This is a genomic window from Novosphingopyxis iocasae, from assembly GCF_014334095.1.
In the GTDB taxonomy this organism is placed as follows: domain Bacteria; phylum Pseudomonadota; class Alphaproteobacteria; order Sphingomonadales; family Sphingomonadaceae; genus Novosphingopyxis; species Novosphingopyxis iocasae.
Genome location: NZ_CP060495.1, coordinates 2,542,501 through 2,558,107, shown reverse-complemented (window position 1 = coordinate 2,558,107; position 15,607 = coordinate 2,542,501). Strand labels below are relative to the sequence as shown.

General features: G+C 64.0%; 12 protein-coding genes and 1 tRNA gene. 3 read left to right on the top strand and 10 right to left on the bottom strand.

Going from position 1 to position 15,607, the window contains the following annotated elements; translation table 11 throughout:
- Nucleotides 1-42: 42 nt before the first annotated feature.
- Together H7X45_RS12230 and H7X45_RS12225 are read right to left on the bottom strand one after the other, a co-directional pair.
- Nucleotides 43-1,326 carry a glycoside hydrolase family 130 protein gene (locus H7X45_RS12230; RefSeq protein ID WP_187335122.1) on the bottom strand — a complete coding sequence of 428 codons (1,284 nt, stop codon included), beginning with the start codon at nt 1,324-1,326 and terminating at the stop codon, nt 43-45.
- A gap of 40 nt (nt 1,327-1,366) precedes the next feature.
- Entirely contained in the window at nt 1,367-3,634 is a 2,268-nt protein-coding gene (locus H7X45_RS12225) for a glycosyltransferase family 4 protein (RefSeq protein WP_187335121.1), read from the bottom strand.
- A 354-nt stretch (nt 3,635-3,988) separates the two neighbouring features.
- Here H7X45_RS12225 and H7X45_RS12220 point away from each other — a divergent pair, with 354 nt between their 5' ends.
- The gene (locus H7X45_RS12220) at nt 3,989-4,996 is read left to right on the top strand and encodes a zinc-dependent alcohol dehydrogenase family protein (RefSeq protein ID WP_187335120.1); all 1,008 of its coding nucleotides are present in this window, start codon (nt 3,989-3,991) and stop codon (nt 4,994-4,996) included.
- Nucleotides 4,997-5,140: 144 nt separating this feature from the next.
- On the opposite strand, the gene ileS is transcribed toward H7X45_RS12220, so the two are convergent.
- From ileS to H7X45_RS12180, 8 genes are all read right to left on the bottom strand, one after another.
- Nucleotides 5,141-8,299: an isoleucine--tRNA ligase gene (gene ileS / locus H7X45_RS12215; RefSeq protein ID WP_214645494.1), complete on the bottom strand. Its 3,159-nt coding sequence runs from the start codon at nt 8,297-8,299 to the stop codon at nt 5,141-5,143.
- Nucleotides 8,300-8,396: 97 nt separating this feature from the next.
- Entirely contained in the window at nt 8,397-9,749 is a 1,353-nt protein-coding gene (locus H7X45_RS12210) for an ABC1 kinase family protein (protein ID WP_187335119.1), read from the bottom strand.
- Between the two features lie 20 nt (nt 9,750-9,769).
- A complete protein-coding gene (locus H7X45_RS12205; protein ID WP_187335118.1) occupies nt 9,770-10,015 on the bottom strand; it encodes a hypothetical protein in 246 nt (81 codons plus the stop codon).
- Nucleotides 10,016-10,036: 21 nt separating this feature from the next.
- Nucleotides 10,037-11,539 (bottom strand): CoA-acylating methylmalonate-semialdehyde dehydrogenase, encoded by a 1,503-nt coding sequence (locus tag H7X45_RS12200; protein ID WP_187335117.1) that lies wholly within the window; start codon nt 11,537-11,539, stop codon nt 10,037-10,039.
- A gap of 145 nt (nt 11,540-11,684) precedes the next feature.
- Nucleotides 11,685-12,521, bottom strand: a complete 837-nt coding sequence (fghA, locus tag H7X45_RS12195) for an S-formylglutathione hydrolase (RefSeq protein ID WP_187335116.1) — start codon at nt 12,519-12,521, stop codon at nt 11,685-11,687.
- 3 nt (nt 12,522-12,524) lie between these two features.
- Nucleotides 12,525-12,908, bottom strand: coding sequence for a VOC family protein (locus H7X45_RS12190; RefSeq protein WP_187335115.1), 384 nt, complete (start codon nt 12,906-12,908; stop codon nt 12,525-12,527).
- 46 nt (nt 12,909-12,954) lie between these two features.
- On the bottom strand, nt 12,955-13,788 hold the full coding sequence (gene purU, locus H7X45_RS12185; RefSeq protein WP_246449899.1) for a formyltetrahydrofolate deformylase: 834 nt from the start codon (nt 13,786-13,788) through the stop codon (nt 12,955-12,957).
- 41 nt (nt 13,789-13,829) lie between these two features.
- On the bottom strand, nt 13,830-14,936 hold the full coding sequence (locus H7X45_RS12180; protein WP_187335114.1) for an S-(hydroxymethyl)glutathione dehydrogenase/class III alcohol dehydrogenase: 1,107 nt from the start codon (nt 14,934-14,936) through the stop codon (nt 13,830-13,832).
- A gap of 228 nt (nt 14,937-15,164) precedes the next feature.
- Between H7X45_RS12180 and H7X45_RS12175 the strand changes: the two genes are divergently transcribed.
- Nucleotides 15,165-15,241: transfer RNA gene (locus H7X45_RS12175), tRNA-Arg, on the top strand.
- Nucleotides 15,234-15,449, top strand: coding sequence for a hypothetical protein (locus H7X45_RS12170; protein WP_187335113.1), 216 nt, complete (start codon nt 15,234-15,236; stop codon nt 15,447-15,449). The genes H7X45_RS12175 and H7X45_RS12170 overlap by 8 nt, the downstream gene beginning before the upstream one ends.
- Nucleotides 15,450-15,607 lie beyond the last annotated feature (158 nt).

The window sequence follows — 15,607 nt, the reverse complement described above, 5'->3', positions numbered from 1 at the left end:
GAGTGCCCGGGGACAAGCGGGATCGACGCCGGCCCCCGAAAGCTATTTCAGCCGCGCCAACAACTCCTTGATCGGCACGAACGCGAAGGCGACCGAGCTGTCGGCAATGCCGTAGGGCAGGAATAGCGTGTCGCCGAGCCGCATGGCGCCGCAGGTGTAGACCACATTGGGCACATAGCCTTCGCGGTCCGCATTGGCGGCGGTCAGGATCGGTTCGTCGGCGCGGGCGATAACCTTGGACGGATCGTCTTTGTCCAGAAGCACCGCGCCGATCGCATATTTGCGCATCGCGCCGACACCGTGGGTCAGGAGCAACCAGCCCTCGTCCAGCTCGATTGGTGAACCGCAATTGCCAATCTGCACGAACTCCCAGGGATATTTCGGCTCCAGCAGCTTGTCGCCGCCATCCCAGCGCTCCAGCGAATCCGATTTCAGCAGGAACAGATTCTCCCCGTCCTGCCGGCCGATCGCCATATAATGATCGCCGATCTTGCGCGGAAATAGCGCGATGCCCTTGTTGCGCGAGGCCGCGCCCGCAATCGGTTTCAGGTCGAAATGGCGCCAGTCGCGCGTGCGCAACAGCTCCGACTGAATCTCGCGTCCCGAATAAGCGGTGTAGGTGCCCAGCCACTCGGTCGAGCCGTCCTCATGCGTGAACTGGACGAGGCGCAGATCCTCCAGCCCGTTGCGCTGCGCATCGGTGATCGGAAATATGACGGTGCCGGACAGGGTGCTGTCCCGATGGCGGATCACGGTAACAGGGCCCTCGGGCACCTCTTCCTCGCCCTGCGCGGTATCGGTGGCGGTGGCGAAGGGCGGCTCGGGTGCCAGCCGCAGCTCGCCATCCTCCGTCGCGATCCCCTCCCGAAAGGCGACGGAGCTGATATGCCCTTCGCCCACCGTGCGCAGCGACATGATGAAGCGGCAGCTGCCTTCGGGCATACCGGATTGGTCCCAGTGCGGCACCACGCTGGGGTTCATGATCGCCGCCGCGGCATAGCTATATTCATGGCAGAAATAGGCGCCGATCAGCTGGCGCTTGGTATCGCCGATGTCGCCCATCGGCTCTTCCATCTGCGCGTCGATTTCCTCGAAACGGGTCATGAACACGCGGCGGGTCTGCCAGTGGCGCGGCTCGAAATCGCGCAGCACGGCTTCCAGCTGCTTGGCGGCCTCGCGGTCCTCCATCTCCAGCACTTCGGCTACCAGCCGCTCGGACCGGCTCTTGTTGATGCCGCTGGCCTGCCAGGCAAGGTGAAAGGGCCGCACGACCACGCGCGAAGGATCGGCGTGGAGGCGGAGATCGTGATCGAAGCGCTTCAGCATATGGCTCGATTGCCGGTTGGGCCGCGCAATCTCAACCGCTTTATGCGACGTTCGCCTCTATCGGTACGGTGCCGAGCGAGGGCAGCACTGCAATCGCGCAGCTCGAAAGCTGCAATGCCAGGATCGATTCGGCTCCCTGATTGCGGTTCACCCCGGTGGGCATCAGCCCATCATGGCAACTGCTCTCCTGCGGGCTGGCCACCATCAGGCCGAGATCGTTTTCGCCCAGAAACCAGCGATAGGCGCGGTGGGCGGCAGCGGCCCAGCGTTCCTCTCCGGTGGCGCCAAAGGCGGCGGAGCAGGCGTCGATCACCGCCTGCGCCTCCAGCGGCTGCTGATCGAACCGTTGCGGCGCCTGATAGACACGGCCGAAGCTGTCCGAGCCTACGGCGCGGAAATGGCCTTCGGGTGCGTGCTGCTGTTCCAGGATCCAGTCCAGCGTCTCCAGCCCGCAATCGCGATAATCCTGCCGATCCAGAACCTGGCCCGCACGGATCAGCGCCTCGGGCAGGCGCGCATTGTCATAGGCCAGCATCGCCTCGAACCAGGGCCAATCCGGCCGCCGGGCGGCCTCCAGCAGGCGCAGCAGCTCGTCGCCGAAATGGGTAAGCAGTCTTGCCGAGATATCATGGCCGGGCTTTGCCTCCATCATCGCCGCCGCGCCTAGCATGGTAAACGCCATCGCGCGCGGGGAGCCGGCCTTCTCCATCTCCGGCGCTGCCTGATCGTAGAGCCAGCAAGCCCAATCGCGATGCCGCGGTTCCGGCGCTTCATGGCCGGCAACGCCCAGCGCCCAGACCGCGCGGCCCGCGCTGTCCTCGCTCCCCTCATCCTCCAGCCAGCGCCTGTCGAACCCCATGAAGTTGCGGAAGCGGCGTGTCTCGCCATCCCAGGCGTGCTGGACGAAGGCGGCGTAGACATTGGTCCAGCGAGCGCGCATGTCCGCGGCCATCTCCGGCATGCGGCACATCAGGATGAGCGCGCGGGCATTATCGTCCAGGCAATAGCCATGATCGCGATCGGGGATGGAATAAAGCCCGTGCTGCAGCATGCCGGTGGCATCGCTCATACGGATCACCGCTTCCGCATCGGGCGCGAGATAGCGCACGCCCTGGCTTTGCACCAAACGGATACGCTTGGCCCTCAGCATCTCCTCGAACAGCCCAATGACGCGGTGGGCAAGCCGCTGCCACACCATCGTGCGGCCGAGCGCATAAGCGCGGCGAGCGAGCGCCGTGCGCGCATCGTCATCGGCCAGCAGCTTCGAGATTTCGCAAGCGAGTGCTTCGCTATCGGCGAAATCGACCAGCACGCCATGGTCGCCGCGCAGGATCTCGCGCGCATGGATATAGGGCGTGGACACCACCGGCTTTCCGAGCGCTACGGCGTAGCTGAGCGTGCCGGACGTGATCTGCCCTTCCTTCAGATAGGGCGTCACATAGACATCCGCCGCCTCCAGCCAGTCGAGCAGATCCGGCGTGTCGACGAAGGCGTCGATGAAGCGGACATGCGCCGACATGCCAAGCTCATCCACCTGGGCGATCAACCGCTCGCGATAGGCCTCGCCTTCGTGGCGTTTCAAGTTGGGATGGGTGGCGCCCAGCACGATGTAGAGCGCATCGGGATGCGCCGTGACGATGGCCGGCATCGCCGCAATCATCGTCTCGATGCCCTTGTCCGGAGCGAGGAGGCCGAAGGTGAAGATCAGCTTCCGGCCGTCCAGATCGAAACGCGGCTTGGCATTGGCGGGATCGACATAGGGCCGGTCCGGCACGCCGTGCGGGATCACGTCGATCTGGGCGGGATCGACACCATAGGTTTCGATCAAGATCTTGCGGCCCTTGTCGGCCATCACGATCAACTTGGCCGAACGCGCGATCAACCGGTCCAGCACCTGCCGCTCATCGGCGGACGGCTGCTCCAGCAGCGTATGCAGCGTCGTCACCAGCGGGATCGACAGCGCATTGATCAGATCGAGCAGATAATCGCCCGCCGCCCCGCCATAGATGCCATATTCATGCTGCACCCACAGCATGTCCGCACCGGATGTCGCGATGTCGCGCCCTGCGGTGGCGTAGGCCGAGCGGTCCTGCATGGGGATGGTGCGGATTTCGGCGGGATATTCGATGCCCGTGCCGTCATCCATTGCATAATGATCGAGCGTGATCTCCGGAAACGCCGCGCGCACCGCATTGGCCGTATCGCTGGTGAACGTAGCCAGCCCGCAGCGGCGCGGCAGCGCGTTGCCGATCAAGGCGATGTGTCGCACTTTGGCGGGGACGCCGAAAGAACTGGTTCGCGATTCCATAAGGCCCGATCCAAATTGAAGGGGCCGGCCCAAGAGACGAAACGCCTCGGGTCGGACGGAATGATAATGCCGGTAGCGCGCTTTGGTTGCGATGCAGCATAGATCAACTCAGGCGGTGCTTCCCCTCCAGTTTCCGGAAATGCTGACGTGAAAACAAAGACCTACTGGTGTAATTCAGTTTTGGGTGAAGGCGCTGACCGAAAACACCGGAACAGCACTCGGCGTCTTTTTCGGGCACTTCGGCGCAACGGCTCTCGCAGCGCCATTCGTTCCGCTCGGGCAACGCAACGGCTGGCCTTGCCGACCGTTGGCCCTCCGCACCTTATAGCGAACTGAGCCGGAAGGACCTTCATCATGAAAATCTATCGCCACCGCAAGGATGGAGACCATTTCATTCCCACAGCGGAAGAGGCCAATCGGCCCCAACCCGGCCATGGCGAAGTACTGGTGCGGATGCGCGCGCATTCGTTGAACTATCGCGATCATATGGTGCGGCTCGGCCAATATGGCGGCAACGATCCCGAAGGCGCGGTGCCGCTCTCCGATGGCGCCGGCGAAGTGGCCGCGATCGGCGACGGCGTGGACGGTTTTGCCGAGGGCGACCGCGTCGTGTCCTGCTTCTTCGCCGATTGGGCCGAGGGTCCTCCCACACCCAAAGCGCTCGGCAGCGCTTATGGCGGGGGCGGCGATAGCGGGCTTCTTGCCGAATATGTCGCGGTCCCCGCGGGCGCGCTGACGCCGATCCCGGACTCGCTCAGCTTCGCGGAGGCCGCCACCTTGCCCTGCGCCGCGGTCACCGCTTGGCACGGCCTGCAAGCCTGTCAGGTCACCGCCGGATCGCGCGTGTTGCTGCTCGGCACCGGCGGGGTGAGCATGTTCGCGCTGCAGATTGCCAAGGCGATGGGCGCGGAAGTGTGCATCACGTCCTCATCCGACGACAAGCTGGCGATGGCGAAAAGCGATCACAGCGCGGACCATGGCGTGAACTACAAGACGCATGACGACTGGCCGGCCAAGGTGCGGGAAGCGTTCGGCGGCCAGGGCGCGGACGCGGTGATCGAAGTCGGCGGGCCGGGCACGTTCGACAAATCGGTGCAAGCGCTGCGCGTCGGCGGCCAACTCGCGATGATCGGCGTGCTGACGGAAGGGGACAGCCATGCGCGGCTGCTCGTCCAGAAAGCGGTGACCGCGCATGGCATCCTGGTCGGCTCCACCGCCATGCTGCGCGACGTGGCGCGCGTGATCGATCTGCACGGGCTGAAGCCGGTGATCGACAGCACTTACGCGTTCGACGATGCGGCGCAGGCGTTCGTGGACTTCGCCGAGAAGGACCATGTCGGCAAGGTCGTGATCGAGCACTGATCGCCGCGATCACTCGCCACGTCATTGCGAGGAGCGAAGCGACGCGGCAATCCAGGGCGACAGCAGCGCTGCACCCGCCCTGGATTGCTTCGTTGCCCTTCGGGCGCCTCGCAATGACGTACCTTTGAGACCGATAAGGTCCTGTCAGACCCTCGTCACCTCGACGGTGACGGGTTCGCCATCAATCTGATGCGCGGACCCCGCTTCCACACCAAGCTCCAGCTTTTCCGCCAGCGTTTCGCCGCGAATATAGGCTTCGTGCTCGCGTAGCGCCGCCAGCACGGCATCGCTGCCGCCCGCACGGATGGTGATCCGATCGGACACGTCGAAGTCCGCCTCCTTGCGCGCATCCTGCACCAGCCGCACGAAATCGCGCGCCTTGGCTTCGGAGCGCAGTTCATCGGTCAGTTCGAGATCGAGCAACACGGTGCCCCGGCCGGCATCGAACATCTGTGCGTCCTCGTCGCTGCCGCCGGTGGTGACGAGCAGATCATAGTCGTCCTCACCGATCTCCACGCCCGCGATCTCGACCGTGCCGTCCTCGCGGCGACTCCAGTCACCCGATTTGGACGCGGCGATCACGTCCTTCATCTTCGGCCCCAGCTGTTTGCCGAGGCGGCGCGGATCGACCTTCAGCACCAGCTCGCCCACCGCTGCGGGATCGGTATCGAAGCCCACCGCTTTGACGTTGAGCTCGTCCGCAATGGTGCCCTCGAACGGGCGCAGACGGTCCACCTCAGGGTGCGCGATGGTGAGCTTTTTCAGCGGCTGGCGCAGGCGCTGCTGCTGACGCACGCGGATCGACAGGCCCGCGCCGCAGATATCTCGCGCAAGGTCCATGTCGCGGATCAGCTCGGCCTCCTGCGGGAAGGCGGACACGTCCGGCCAATCGGCCAGATGCACCGATGTTTCGCCGGTCAGGTTGCGATAGATCGCTTCCGTCACGAACGGCATCAGCGGGGCCAGCGCCTTCGTCAGCGTCACCAGCACGGTGTAGAGCGTGTCAAACGCATCGCGCTTGTCGTCGGTCACTTCCGCGCCCCAGAAGCGCGCGCGGTTGCGGCGGATATGCCAGTTGTTGGAGACGTCGAGGAACGGGCTGACCAGGCCGTAGGCGCCCGGAATGTCGTTCGCCTCCAGCCGCTCGGTCAGCGTTTCCACGAACTCGCGCGTCTTCGCCAGGATATAGCGGTCATGCTCGTTGCGGCTGTCGGTGCGCAGCTGCGCCTTGTAGCCGTCTGCATTGGCGTAGAGCGTGAAGAAATAGCTCGCGTTCCATAGCGGCAGGATGGTCTTGCGCAGCGCTTCCTGGATGCCGCGCGCATCCGAATGGATGATGAGATCGCCGCCTGCCAGCAATGAAGAACTGAGCATGTAGACGCGCAGCGCGTCCGATCCATGTTCGGCCAACACCTTGTTGGGATCGGGATAGTTTTTGAGGCGCTTGGAGAGCTTCTGCTTGTCATCGCCCAGCACCACGCCGTGGCAGATGCAGTTCTGGAACGGCGCCTTATCGAACAAAGCGGTCGACAGCACCATCAGCGTGTAGAACCAGCCGCGCGTCTGCGCCATATATTCGACGATGAAGTCCGCGGGGAAGTTCTTCTCGAACTTCTCCTTGTTCTCGAACGGATAATGCAGCTGTGCGAACGGCATCGAGCCGCTGTCGAACCACACGTCGAGCACTTCGGGCACGCGGCGCATCATGGCCTTGCCGCTGGGATCGTCCGGATTGGGACGCACGAACTCATCGATATGCGGGCGGTGCAGATCGTCCGGACGGCGGCCGAAATCGGCGGCGATCTCGTCGAGCGACCCATAGACGTCGATACGCGGATAGTCTGGATCGTCGCTCATCCAGATCGGGATCGGGCAGCCCCAGAAACGGTTGCGGCTGATGTTCCAGTCGCGCGCATTTTCCAGCCAGTTGCCGAACAGGCCGTCCTTCACATGGCCCGGAATCCAGTCGATCGTCTGGTTCAGCTCGACCATCCGGTCCTTGATCGCGGTAACTTCCACATACCAGGCGTCGATCGCCTTGTAGATGAGCGGCGTGTCCGTGCGCCAGCAATGCGGATAATTGTGGAGATAGGTCTCGTGGCGGAGGACCTTGCCCGCCTCCTTCAGATCCTTGATGATCTCCTTGTTCGCGTCGAAGATGTTGAGGCCCGCATAAGGCGGCACTTCCTTGGTGAAATTGCCCTGATCGTCGACGGGGGCCACCAGCGGGATGCCGTTGGCGCGGCCGAATGCAAGGTCATCCTCACCGAAGGCAGGCGCGGTGTGGACGATGCCGGTGCCGCTCTCCAACGTCACGAAATCGGCGGCCAGCACGCGGAAGGCGTTCTCGGTATCCGCGAAGAAGGGGAACAGCGGCTCATAAGCGCGGCCCGCCAGTTCGCTGCCCTTCAGCGAGCCGACCTTTTCAAAGCCTTCCAGCTCCTTGGCATAGGCCTCGACCAATGCGTCGGCGAGGACGACATGCTCGCCATCCTTTTCCATGATCGCGTAGTCGAATTCCGGCCCCACCGCGCAGGCGAGGTTGCTGGGCAGCGTCCAGGGCGTGGTGGTCCAGGCGGCAACGCTTGCGGGCTTGCCGTCTTTCAGCGGCTCCTTCAGCCGGAACAGGACGGTGAGCGCCGGGTCCTGGCGCTCACGATAGGAGTTGTCGAGCCGCGTCTCGAAATTCGAAAGCGGCGTCTGCATCGCCCAGCTATAGGGAACGACGCGGCTGCCACGATAGACCAGCCCCTTGTCGTACAGCGTCTTGAACGCCCACAGCACGCTTTCCATGAACGTCGGATCCATGGTCTTGTAGTCGTTCTCGAAATCGACCCAGCGGCCCATTCGCTCGACATAATATTGCCAGTCATTGGTGTAGCGCAGCACGCTTTCCCGGCAATAATCGTTGAATTTGTCCATCCCGTAATCAAGGATGGCGAGGCGCCCGGAGATGCCGAGCTCCTTTTCCGCCGCCATTTCCGCGGGTAGCCCGTGGCAGTCCCAGCCGAAGCGCCGCTCCACGCGCCGCCCCTGCATGGTGCGGAAGCGCGGGACCAGATCCTTCACATAGCCTGTGGCCATATGCCCGTAATGCGGCAGGCCGTTGGCGAAAGGCGGGCCGTCATAGAAGACGAACTGGTTGGTCTCGCCGTCCACCTCTGCCGGGCGCTGATCGATCGACGCCTGGAAAATCCCCTCGCGCTTCCAGAACTCCAGAACGTCCGCCTCCATGCGCGGCACGTCGGGCGAGGGATCGATCGCGGGATAGGGCGTGGACTTGGTCGATGCGGACTGGGTCACGGGGAGAGCTTTCGCTGAAGGCTTCGGGAAGTTTCAGCAGGTAAGCGGCGGCGCGATGCAATGCAACAAAGCGCGTAGGCGCAGGTCCTCCTCGCGATCAGGCTTGCGGAACGTCTTCCAGATAAGGTGCACACAGCGCGCGGATATCGACCACCGCCTTCAGCCGCGCGGCAAGGAGCGCGGTGCCGCTGATCTTGCGCTGGACGAAGATCATGTCGGCGGGCGGCACATGCCAGGTTTCGCGGTCTTCGGCCATTTCCTGGCCCATTTCGGCCAGCGTCGTGACGAAAGCGCGGTCGCCGAAATCGAAGCGCTCGGGCGTGCCGATCTCACGCAGCACGATGTCGATCATGCGGTCGACAAGGGCGCGGTGCTTTTCGGCGGCGGCGGGGCCTAGGAAGCCGGCATCGATTGCGCCTTGCCGCACGGCGTCGCGGTCACCGGCAAACAGCGCGCGCAGCAAATTGCGGTAATTGGCCGACACATGCCGCTCGACCGCGCGCGAGGCGCCGAAATCCAGCAGCACGAGCCGACCGCCATCGGCCTGATAGCGATAATTGGCGAAGTTCGGATCGGTCTGCATATGGCCGAATTCGAACAGCTCGCGCAGCACCAGTTCGATGAGGCGCGTCATCACCTCGTTGCGCACATCCTGCGGCTCGTCCGCGATCCCCTCGATCGGGGAGCCTTCGATGAAGCTCATGGCAAGCACGTTCGGGGTGGTGAATTCGTCATCGCGGCGAGGGACGACATAGCGATCATCGCCCTCCAGCAGCTGAGCGAAGCGCTCCATTTCCGCGCCCTCGCGCTCATAATCGGCTTCTTCGTGCAGCTGCTTCTTCGCCTCGTCGAGCAGCGGCGCAAGGTCCAGTTCCTTGGGCACCAGCCCGCTGATGCGCAGGAGCGTCACCACATTGTCGACATCGCTGTCGATGCTCTTGGCGACGCCCGGATACTGGATCTTGATCGCCAGATCGCGGCCGTCCGGCGTCTGCGCGCGGTGGACCTGGCCGATCGAGGCGGCGGCAACGGGCGTTGGGCCGAAGCGCTTGAACCGGCGGCGCCAGTCCTTGCCCCATTCCTTGGCCAGTACCGTCTTCAGCTGTCCCGGCGGCATGTGCTGCGCCTGATCGCGCAGCCGGGCCATGATCTCGGCCAGTTCGGGCGGCAGCAGATCGCCCGCATCCATCGAGATCATCTGCCCCATCTTCATCGCCGCGCCGCGTAGATGGGCGAGGCGATCGGCAAGCCGTTTGGCATTGCCGGGGGTGAGGACGAGATCGCTGACACGCGGCCGCTCGCCCGCGGCCAGACGGCGCGCGCCCTCGCCAATCACATTGCCGGCAACGCCCCCAGCGAGGCGGCCGAAGGTGCCGAGGCGCGACAACCGCCCACTCGGCACCGCCCGCTGGCGCGAGCGATCGGTGAGGAAATCGTCATCCTCTTCCATCGCCCGCGCCCAGCGTCCGCTTACTGCGCTTCAGCGGCGGGCGTCGCTTCCGACGTAGAGTCCGCGCCGGGCAGGACGTTGTCCTGAACTTCCGTTTCCACCGGCTGATCGGCCGTCGTGGCGTTTTCATCCGCCGCGGTGGGATAGTTCATGCCTTCCTGCATGCCCGCTTCTTCGGCATCGGCGGTGGCCGCTGCGTTCTCGTCCTTCTGCGAACAGGCGGAAAGGCCGAGGGCCAGTGCCACGATGGGAAGCATGTAGCGCATGCAAAACGTTCCTTTTCTTGCTCAGCCCATCGTCGGGATGACGAAGGCGTCCTTGTTGTCGGCTTCGGCAGTACCGTCGGGCCAGCGCTGGGTCACGGTTTTCACCTTCGTCCAGAACTTGATGCCCTCCATGCCGTGCTGGTTGGTATCGCCAAAGGCGGAGCGTTTCCAGCCGCCGAAGCTGTGATAGGCCACGGGCACAGGTATCGGAACGTTGATGCCGACCATGCCGACATTCACGCGCTGCGCGAACTCGCGCGCGGCATGGCCGTTGCGCGTGAAAATGGCCACGCCATTACCATATTGGTGCTTGGAGGGGAGCGTGAGGGCTTCCTCGAAATCCTTGGCGCGCACGATCTGCAGCACGGGGCCGAAAATCTCTTCCTTGTAGCTTTCCATGTCCGGGCGCACATGATCGAACAGCGACGGGCCGATGAAGAAGCCCTCTTCATGACCCTGCAGCGTGAAGCCGCGGCCATCGACCACCAGCTCCGCGCCCTCGTCCACGCCCTTCTGGATCCAGTCCTCCACGCGCTTCTTGTGCGCGGCGTTGACGACGGGGCCGTAATGCGCGTCCTTGTCGGTCGACACGCCGACGCGCAGCGCCTCGATGGCAGGCAGCAGCTTTTCCTTCAGCCGCTCCGCCGTGCCCTCGCCCACCGGCACCACGACGGGCAGTGCCATGCAGCGCTCGCCGGCCGAACCATAGGCCGCGCCGGACAAATCGCTCACAACCTGGTCGAGGTCCGCGTCGGGCATCACGATCCCGTGGTTCTTCGCGCCGCCCATCGCCTGCACGCGCTTGCCGGCTGCAACGCCGCGCTTGTAGACATAATGCGCGATGTCGGAGCTGCCGACAAAGCTGACGCCGCCGATGGCGGGATGATCCAGGATTGCGTCGACCATCTCCTTGTCGCCCTGCACCACCTGCAGAATGCCTTCGGGGCCACCGGCCTCGACGAACAATTCGGCAAGGCGACGCGGCACGGAGGGATCGCGCTCGGACGGTTTCAGGATGAAGGCGTTGCCCGCCGCGATGGCCGGGCCGAACATCCACATCGGGATCATGGCGGGGAAGTTGAACGGCGTGATACCGGCGCCGATGCCCAGCGGCTGGCGCATCGAATAGACGTCGATGCCCGGCCCGGCGCCTTGCGTATATTCGCCCTTCAACACATGCGGAATGCCGCAGCAGAACTCGATGACGTCGAGGCCGCGCTGCACATCGCCGCGCGAATCCGCGATCACCTTGCCATGCTCGCTGGAGAGCATCTGGGCGAGGTTTTCCATGTCCGCTTCGACCAGTTCCTTGAACTTGAAGAAGACGCGCGCGCGGCGCTGCGGATTGGTGGCCGCCCATTCGGGCTGCGCCGCCTGCGCGGCATCGACGGCGCGGTCCAGCAGCGCGGCATCGCCGAGCGGAACCTTGGCCTGCACGGTGCCGTCATTGGGGTTGAACACGTCCGATGTGCGCGATCCCCCGCCGCTGGTCTCACCGGCAATAAAATGATCGATGGTGCGCATGGGGCTCTCCTGAAGATTTGGCCTGGAAGTTGGGGATTTGATCCTGTGAACGCATGTCGGCCAAAGGCGTTCGATTGCAAGCGCTGCAAAGCGTCCGGAGCTTGAAACCCGGTCGCCCCAGCGAAACGAATTTACGAAGGCTGGATCAGCGCTTCAGACGCTCAGCGTGCCAGCGGATATGATCGCCGAGGAAGGTCGAGATGAAATAATAGCTGTGGTCGTAGCCTTCGCGCATGTTCAGCGTCAGGTCGATGCCGGCCTTTTCGCATGCCTCGCGCAGAAGCTCCGGCCGCAGCTGTTCGTCCAGGAACTGATCCGCCGTGCCCTGCTCCACGAGCAATTCCGGCACGCGCGCGCCATCGGCAATCAGCGCGCAGGCATCATATTGCCGCCAGGCCGCGCGGTCCTCGCCCAGATATTTGCTTAGCGCCTTCTGGCCCCAAGGTACCCCGATCGGCGCCACCACCGGCGAGAAAGCGGAGACCGAGCGGAAGCGCTCGCCGCCGCGCAGACCGATGGTGAGCGCGCCATGGCCGCCCATGCTGTGCCCCGTGATGGACTGGCGGGCCATGTCTGCCATCGGAAATTCGGCGGCGATCAGCGCGGGCAGCTCATCCTCGATATAGCTGCGCATGCGGTAATACTGCGCCCAGGGATCCTGCGTGGCATCGAGATAGAAGCCTGCGCCCTTGCCGAAATCATAGCCGTCCTCGTCCGGCACATCATCGCCGCGCGGGGACGTATCCGGCGCGATGAAGATCACGCCTTCTTCGGCGCAGGCCGCGCGATATTCGCCCTTTTCGGTGACGTTCGAATGATCGCAGGTGAGGCCGGACAGATACCAGAGCACCGGCAGCTTCGCGCCAGCCTCGTGCGGCGGCACGAACACCGAGAAGATCATCTCGGTGCCCGTGCTGTCGCTGGCATGCTTGTACACGCCCTGCTCGCCGCCATGGCTCTTATTGATCGAGACCGTGTCCATCGTTCAGGCGGCAGGCCTGTGCATGGCGCAGATCTTGTTGCCCGCGGGATCGCGCAGATAGGCAAGATACAGCTTCATGCCCGCCCCTTCACGGATGCCCGGCGGATCTTCGATCGCCGTGCCGCCATGATCGAGGCCTGCCTTATGCCAGGCATCGGCCTGTTCAGGGCTGCTCGCAGCAAAGCCGATGGTCGAACCGTTGCCGCAGCTCGCCGGCTTCCCATCGATCGGCTTGGTCAGCAGGAATATCCCGCCATTATGCATGTAGATCACCCGCCCCTTGGGATCGACCCGACCGGGCTCTCCGCCCAGCGCTCCGATGACGGCGTCGTAAAAGGCCTTGGACGTATCGATATCGTCTGCGCCCAACATCACGTGACTAAACATGGAAATTTCCTCTCCTGCATGGTCCGGCAAGCGTGCCGGTTACAAATCATTCGAATACCACGGTGCGCGCGCCGTTCAGGAACAGACGCCGTTCGCCAACCGCATTCACGGCCTTCGCCAGCACGCGCGCCTCGATGTCCCTGCCGCTGCGGATCATGCTGCGTTCGGAATCGCGGTGATCGACCGGCTCAACAGCCTGGGCGATTATCGGGCCCTCGTCCAGATCGCCGGTCACGAAATGGGCGGTCGCGCCGATCAGCTTCACACCGCGTTCGAAGGCCTGGGCATAGGGATTGGCGCCCTTGAAGCCCGGCAGGAAGCTGTGGTGGATATTGATGCAGCGGCCTTTCATGCGATCGGCAAAGCCTTGCGTCAGAACCTGCATATAGCGCGCCAGGATCAGGTGCGAGGCGCCATAATCGTCCATCAGCGCTTCGATCGCAGCTTCCTGTTCGATGCGGTTGGCATCGCTCACCGGCAGATGGTGGAAGGGCACCCCGTGCCAGTCCGCGATCTCGCGCAAATCGTCATGGTTGGAAACCACCGCGGCGATCTCCACCGCCAGCGATCGGCTACGCTGTCGGTAGAGCAGATCGCTCAGGCAGTGCGATCCTTTCGAAACCGCCACCAGAACACGCGGCTTATCGTCCGCCCGCGTCAGCTCCAGTTCCATTTCGAACCGCACCGCCAGCGGCGCGAAATGGGTCCGCCAGCCGGCGAGATCGGACAGCCCGCCCTCACCGGCTGACTGGAAGCATATCCGCATGAAGAAGCGGCCGCTTTCCAGATCGGCATATTGCTGACTGTCCAGAATGAAGCCGCCCTGCTCGGTCAGCGCGCCGGACACGGCCGCGACGATACCGCTGCGATCCCGGCACATCAGCGTCAAAATCCAGCGTTCCGGCTCCACGGCGCGCGTGCTCAGTAAATGACCACGCCGCGAATGCTCTCACCCTTGTGCATCAGGTCGAAGCCCTTGTTGATCTCGTCCAGCGAAAAGCGGTGCGTAATCATCGGGTCGATCTCGATCTGGCCGTTCATATACCAGTCGACGATCTTGGGCACATCGGTCCGCCCGCGTGCGCCGCCAAAGGCACTACCGCGCCAGTTGCGCCCCGTCACCAGTTGGAAAGGCCGCGTCTCGATGGTCTGGCCCGCGCCCGCCACGCCGATGATGATGCTTTCGCCCCAGCCCTTATGGCAGCATTCCAGCGCCTGGCGCATCACCTGAACATTGCCGATGCACTCGAACGAATAATCCGCGCCACCGCCCGTCAGGTTCACGATCCGCTCGACGATATCGCCGCCGTCCTTGGGGTTAAGGAAGTCCGTCATGCCGAACTTGCGCCCCCATTCCTCGCGGTCCGGATTGAGATCAATACCGACGATCTGGCTCGCGCCCGCCAACTTGGCGCCCTGAATGACGTTGAGGCCGATGCCGCCCAGGCCAAAGACGACGACGCGGCTGCCCGGCTCCACTTTGGCCGTATGCACCACGGCGCCCACTCCGGTCGTCACGCCGCAGCCGACATAACAGGTCGTGTCGAACGGCGCGTCCTCGCGGATCTTCGCCACCGCAATCTCCGGCAGTACGGTGAAGTTCGAAAAGGTGGAGGTGCCCATATAATGATGGATCATCTGCCCCTTGTAGCTGAACCGGCTGGTGCCGTCCGGCATCAGGCCCTTGCCCTGCGTGGCGCGCACGGCCTGACAGAGGTTCGTCTTGGGGTTGAGGCAATATTCGCATTCCCGGCACTCGGCGGTGTAGAGCGGGATGACATGATCGTCCGGCTTCACGCTGGTGACGCCTGAACCCACTTCGCGCACGATGCCCGCGCCCTCATGGCCGAGCACGGAGGGAAACAATCCTTCCGGATCGTCGCCGGACAGCGTGAAGGCGTCGGTATGGCACAGGCCCGTCGCCATCAGCTCGACCAGCACCTCGCCCTCCTTGGGTCCTTCGAGGTCCAGTTCGACGATCTCCAGCGGCTTCTGAGCTTCAAAGGCAACGGCTGCGCGGGTCTTCATGGGATTCGGTCTCCGGCTGATCGGGAATATCCAGGCTTTGCGACGCAGCCGGATGGCATGTCAGCCCGCAAAATGTAAAGGCCGCGCGCCCGGCAGGGTCTCTGCTGCGATGAACCGCACCTAACGATGGAGTCACTGCACCTTCCAGCCCCGCTAAAGCCCGTGCTGCCCCGCCCACGCCAAAAGCACTGGCGCCGCGCCCAACCGAATGCTAGGCCCCGCCCGCAAGCACCCGTAGCTCAGCTGGATAGAGCGCTGCCCTCCGAAGGCAGAGGTCACAGGTTCGAATCCTGTCGGGTGCGCCAGTCTCGCCGCCTAATTTTCGATCTGGTCGATCAGAATATCAAGATCGGCGGCAAGCGGATGGTCCTATCGCCGGACCGCGCACAAGGCGGGCACGGACAGCACCTCAGTACCGATCCGAACGATATCGCCGATCGCCGCGCGTTCGCACCTGCCCAAGGTCTTTTGCCCCATGGGCGCGGCTGGCGGAAGTTCCCGCTACCGTCATGATGGGTATCACTGGCGCCGGCATCGGCGCCTGGGCGGCGATCGCATGGCAGGCGGCGGGCAATACGCTATTCGGCTACGGCGTCTGGGCGACGCTGCTCGCGCGCTACCCCGCGGCAACGATCGCCCCCCTTCGCGCCGCTGGTGCCGGTGTTCGGCAG

What these genes read in the sequence shown, in the direction of transcription:
- H7X45_RS12230 (WP_187335122.1), bottom strand. Translation starts at nt 1,326, where the DNA reads ATGCTGAAGCGCTTCGATCACGATCTCCGCCTCCACGCCGATCCTTCG.
- H7X45_RS12225 (WP_187335121.1), bottom strand. Translation starts at nt 3,634, where the DNA reads ATGGAATCGCGAACCAGTTCTTTCGGCGTCCCCGCCAAAGTGCGACAC.
- H7X45_RS12220 (WP_187335120.1), top strand. Translation starts at nt 3,989, where the DNA reads ATGAAAATCTATCGCCACCGCAAGGATGGAGACCATTTCATTCCCACA.
- H7X45_RS12210 (WP_187335119.1), bottom strand. Translation starts at nt 9,749, where the DNA reads ATGGAAGAGGATGACGATTTCCTCACCGATCGCTCGCGCCAGCGGGCG.
- H7X45_RS12205 (WP_187335118.1), bottom strand. Translation starts at nt 10,015, where the DNA reads ATGCGCTACATGCTTCCCATCGTGGCACTGGCCCTCGGCCTTTCCGCC.
- H7X45_RS12200 (WP_187335117.1), bottom strand. Translation starts at nt 11,539, where the DNA reads ATGCGCACCATCGATCATTTTATTGCCGGTGAGACCAGCGGCGGGGGA.
- fghA (WP_187335116.1), bottom strand. Translation starts at nt 12,521, where the DNA reads ATGGACACGGTCTCGATCAATAAGAGCCATGGCGGCGAGCAGGGCGTG.
- H7X45_RS12190 (WP_187335115.1), bottom strand. Translation starts at nt 12,908, where the DNA reads ATGTTTAGTCACGTGATGTTGGGCGCAGACGATATCGATACGTCCAAG.
- purU (WP_246449899.1), bottom strand. Translation starts at nt 13,788, where the DNA reads ATGTGCCGGGATCGCAGCGGTATCGTCGCGGCCGTGTCCGGCGCGCTG.
- H7X45_RS12180 (WP_187335114.1), bottom strand. Translation starts at nt 14,936, where the DNA reads ATGAAGACCCGCGCAGCCGTTGCCTTTGAAGCTCAGAAGCCGCTGGAG.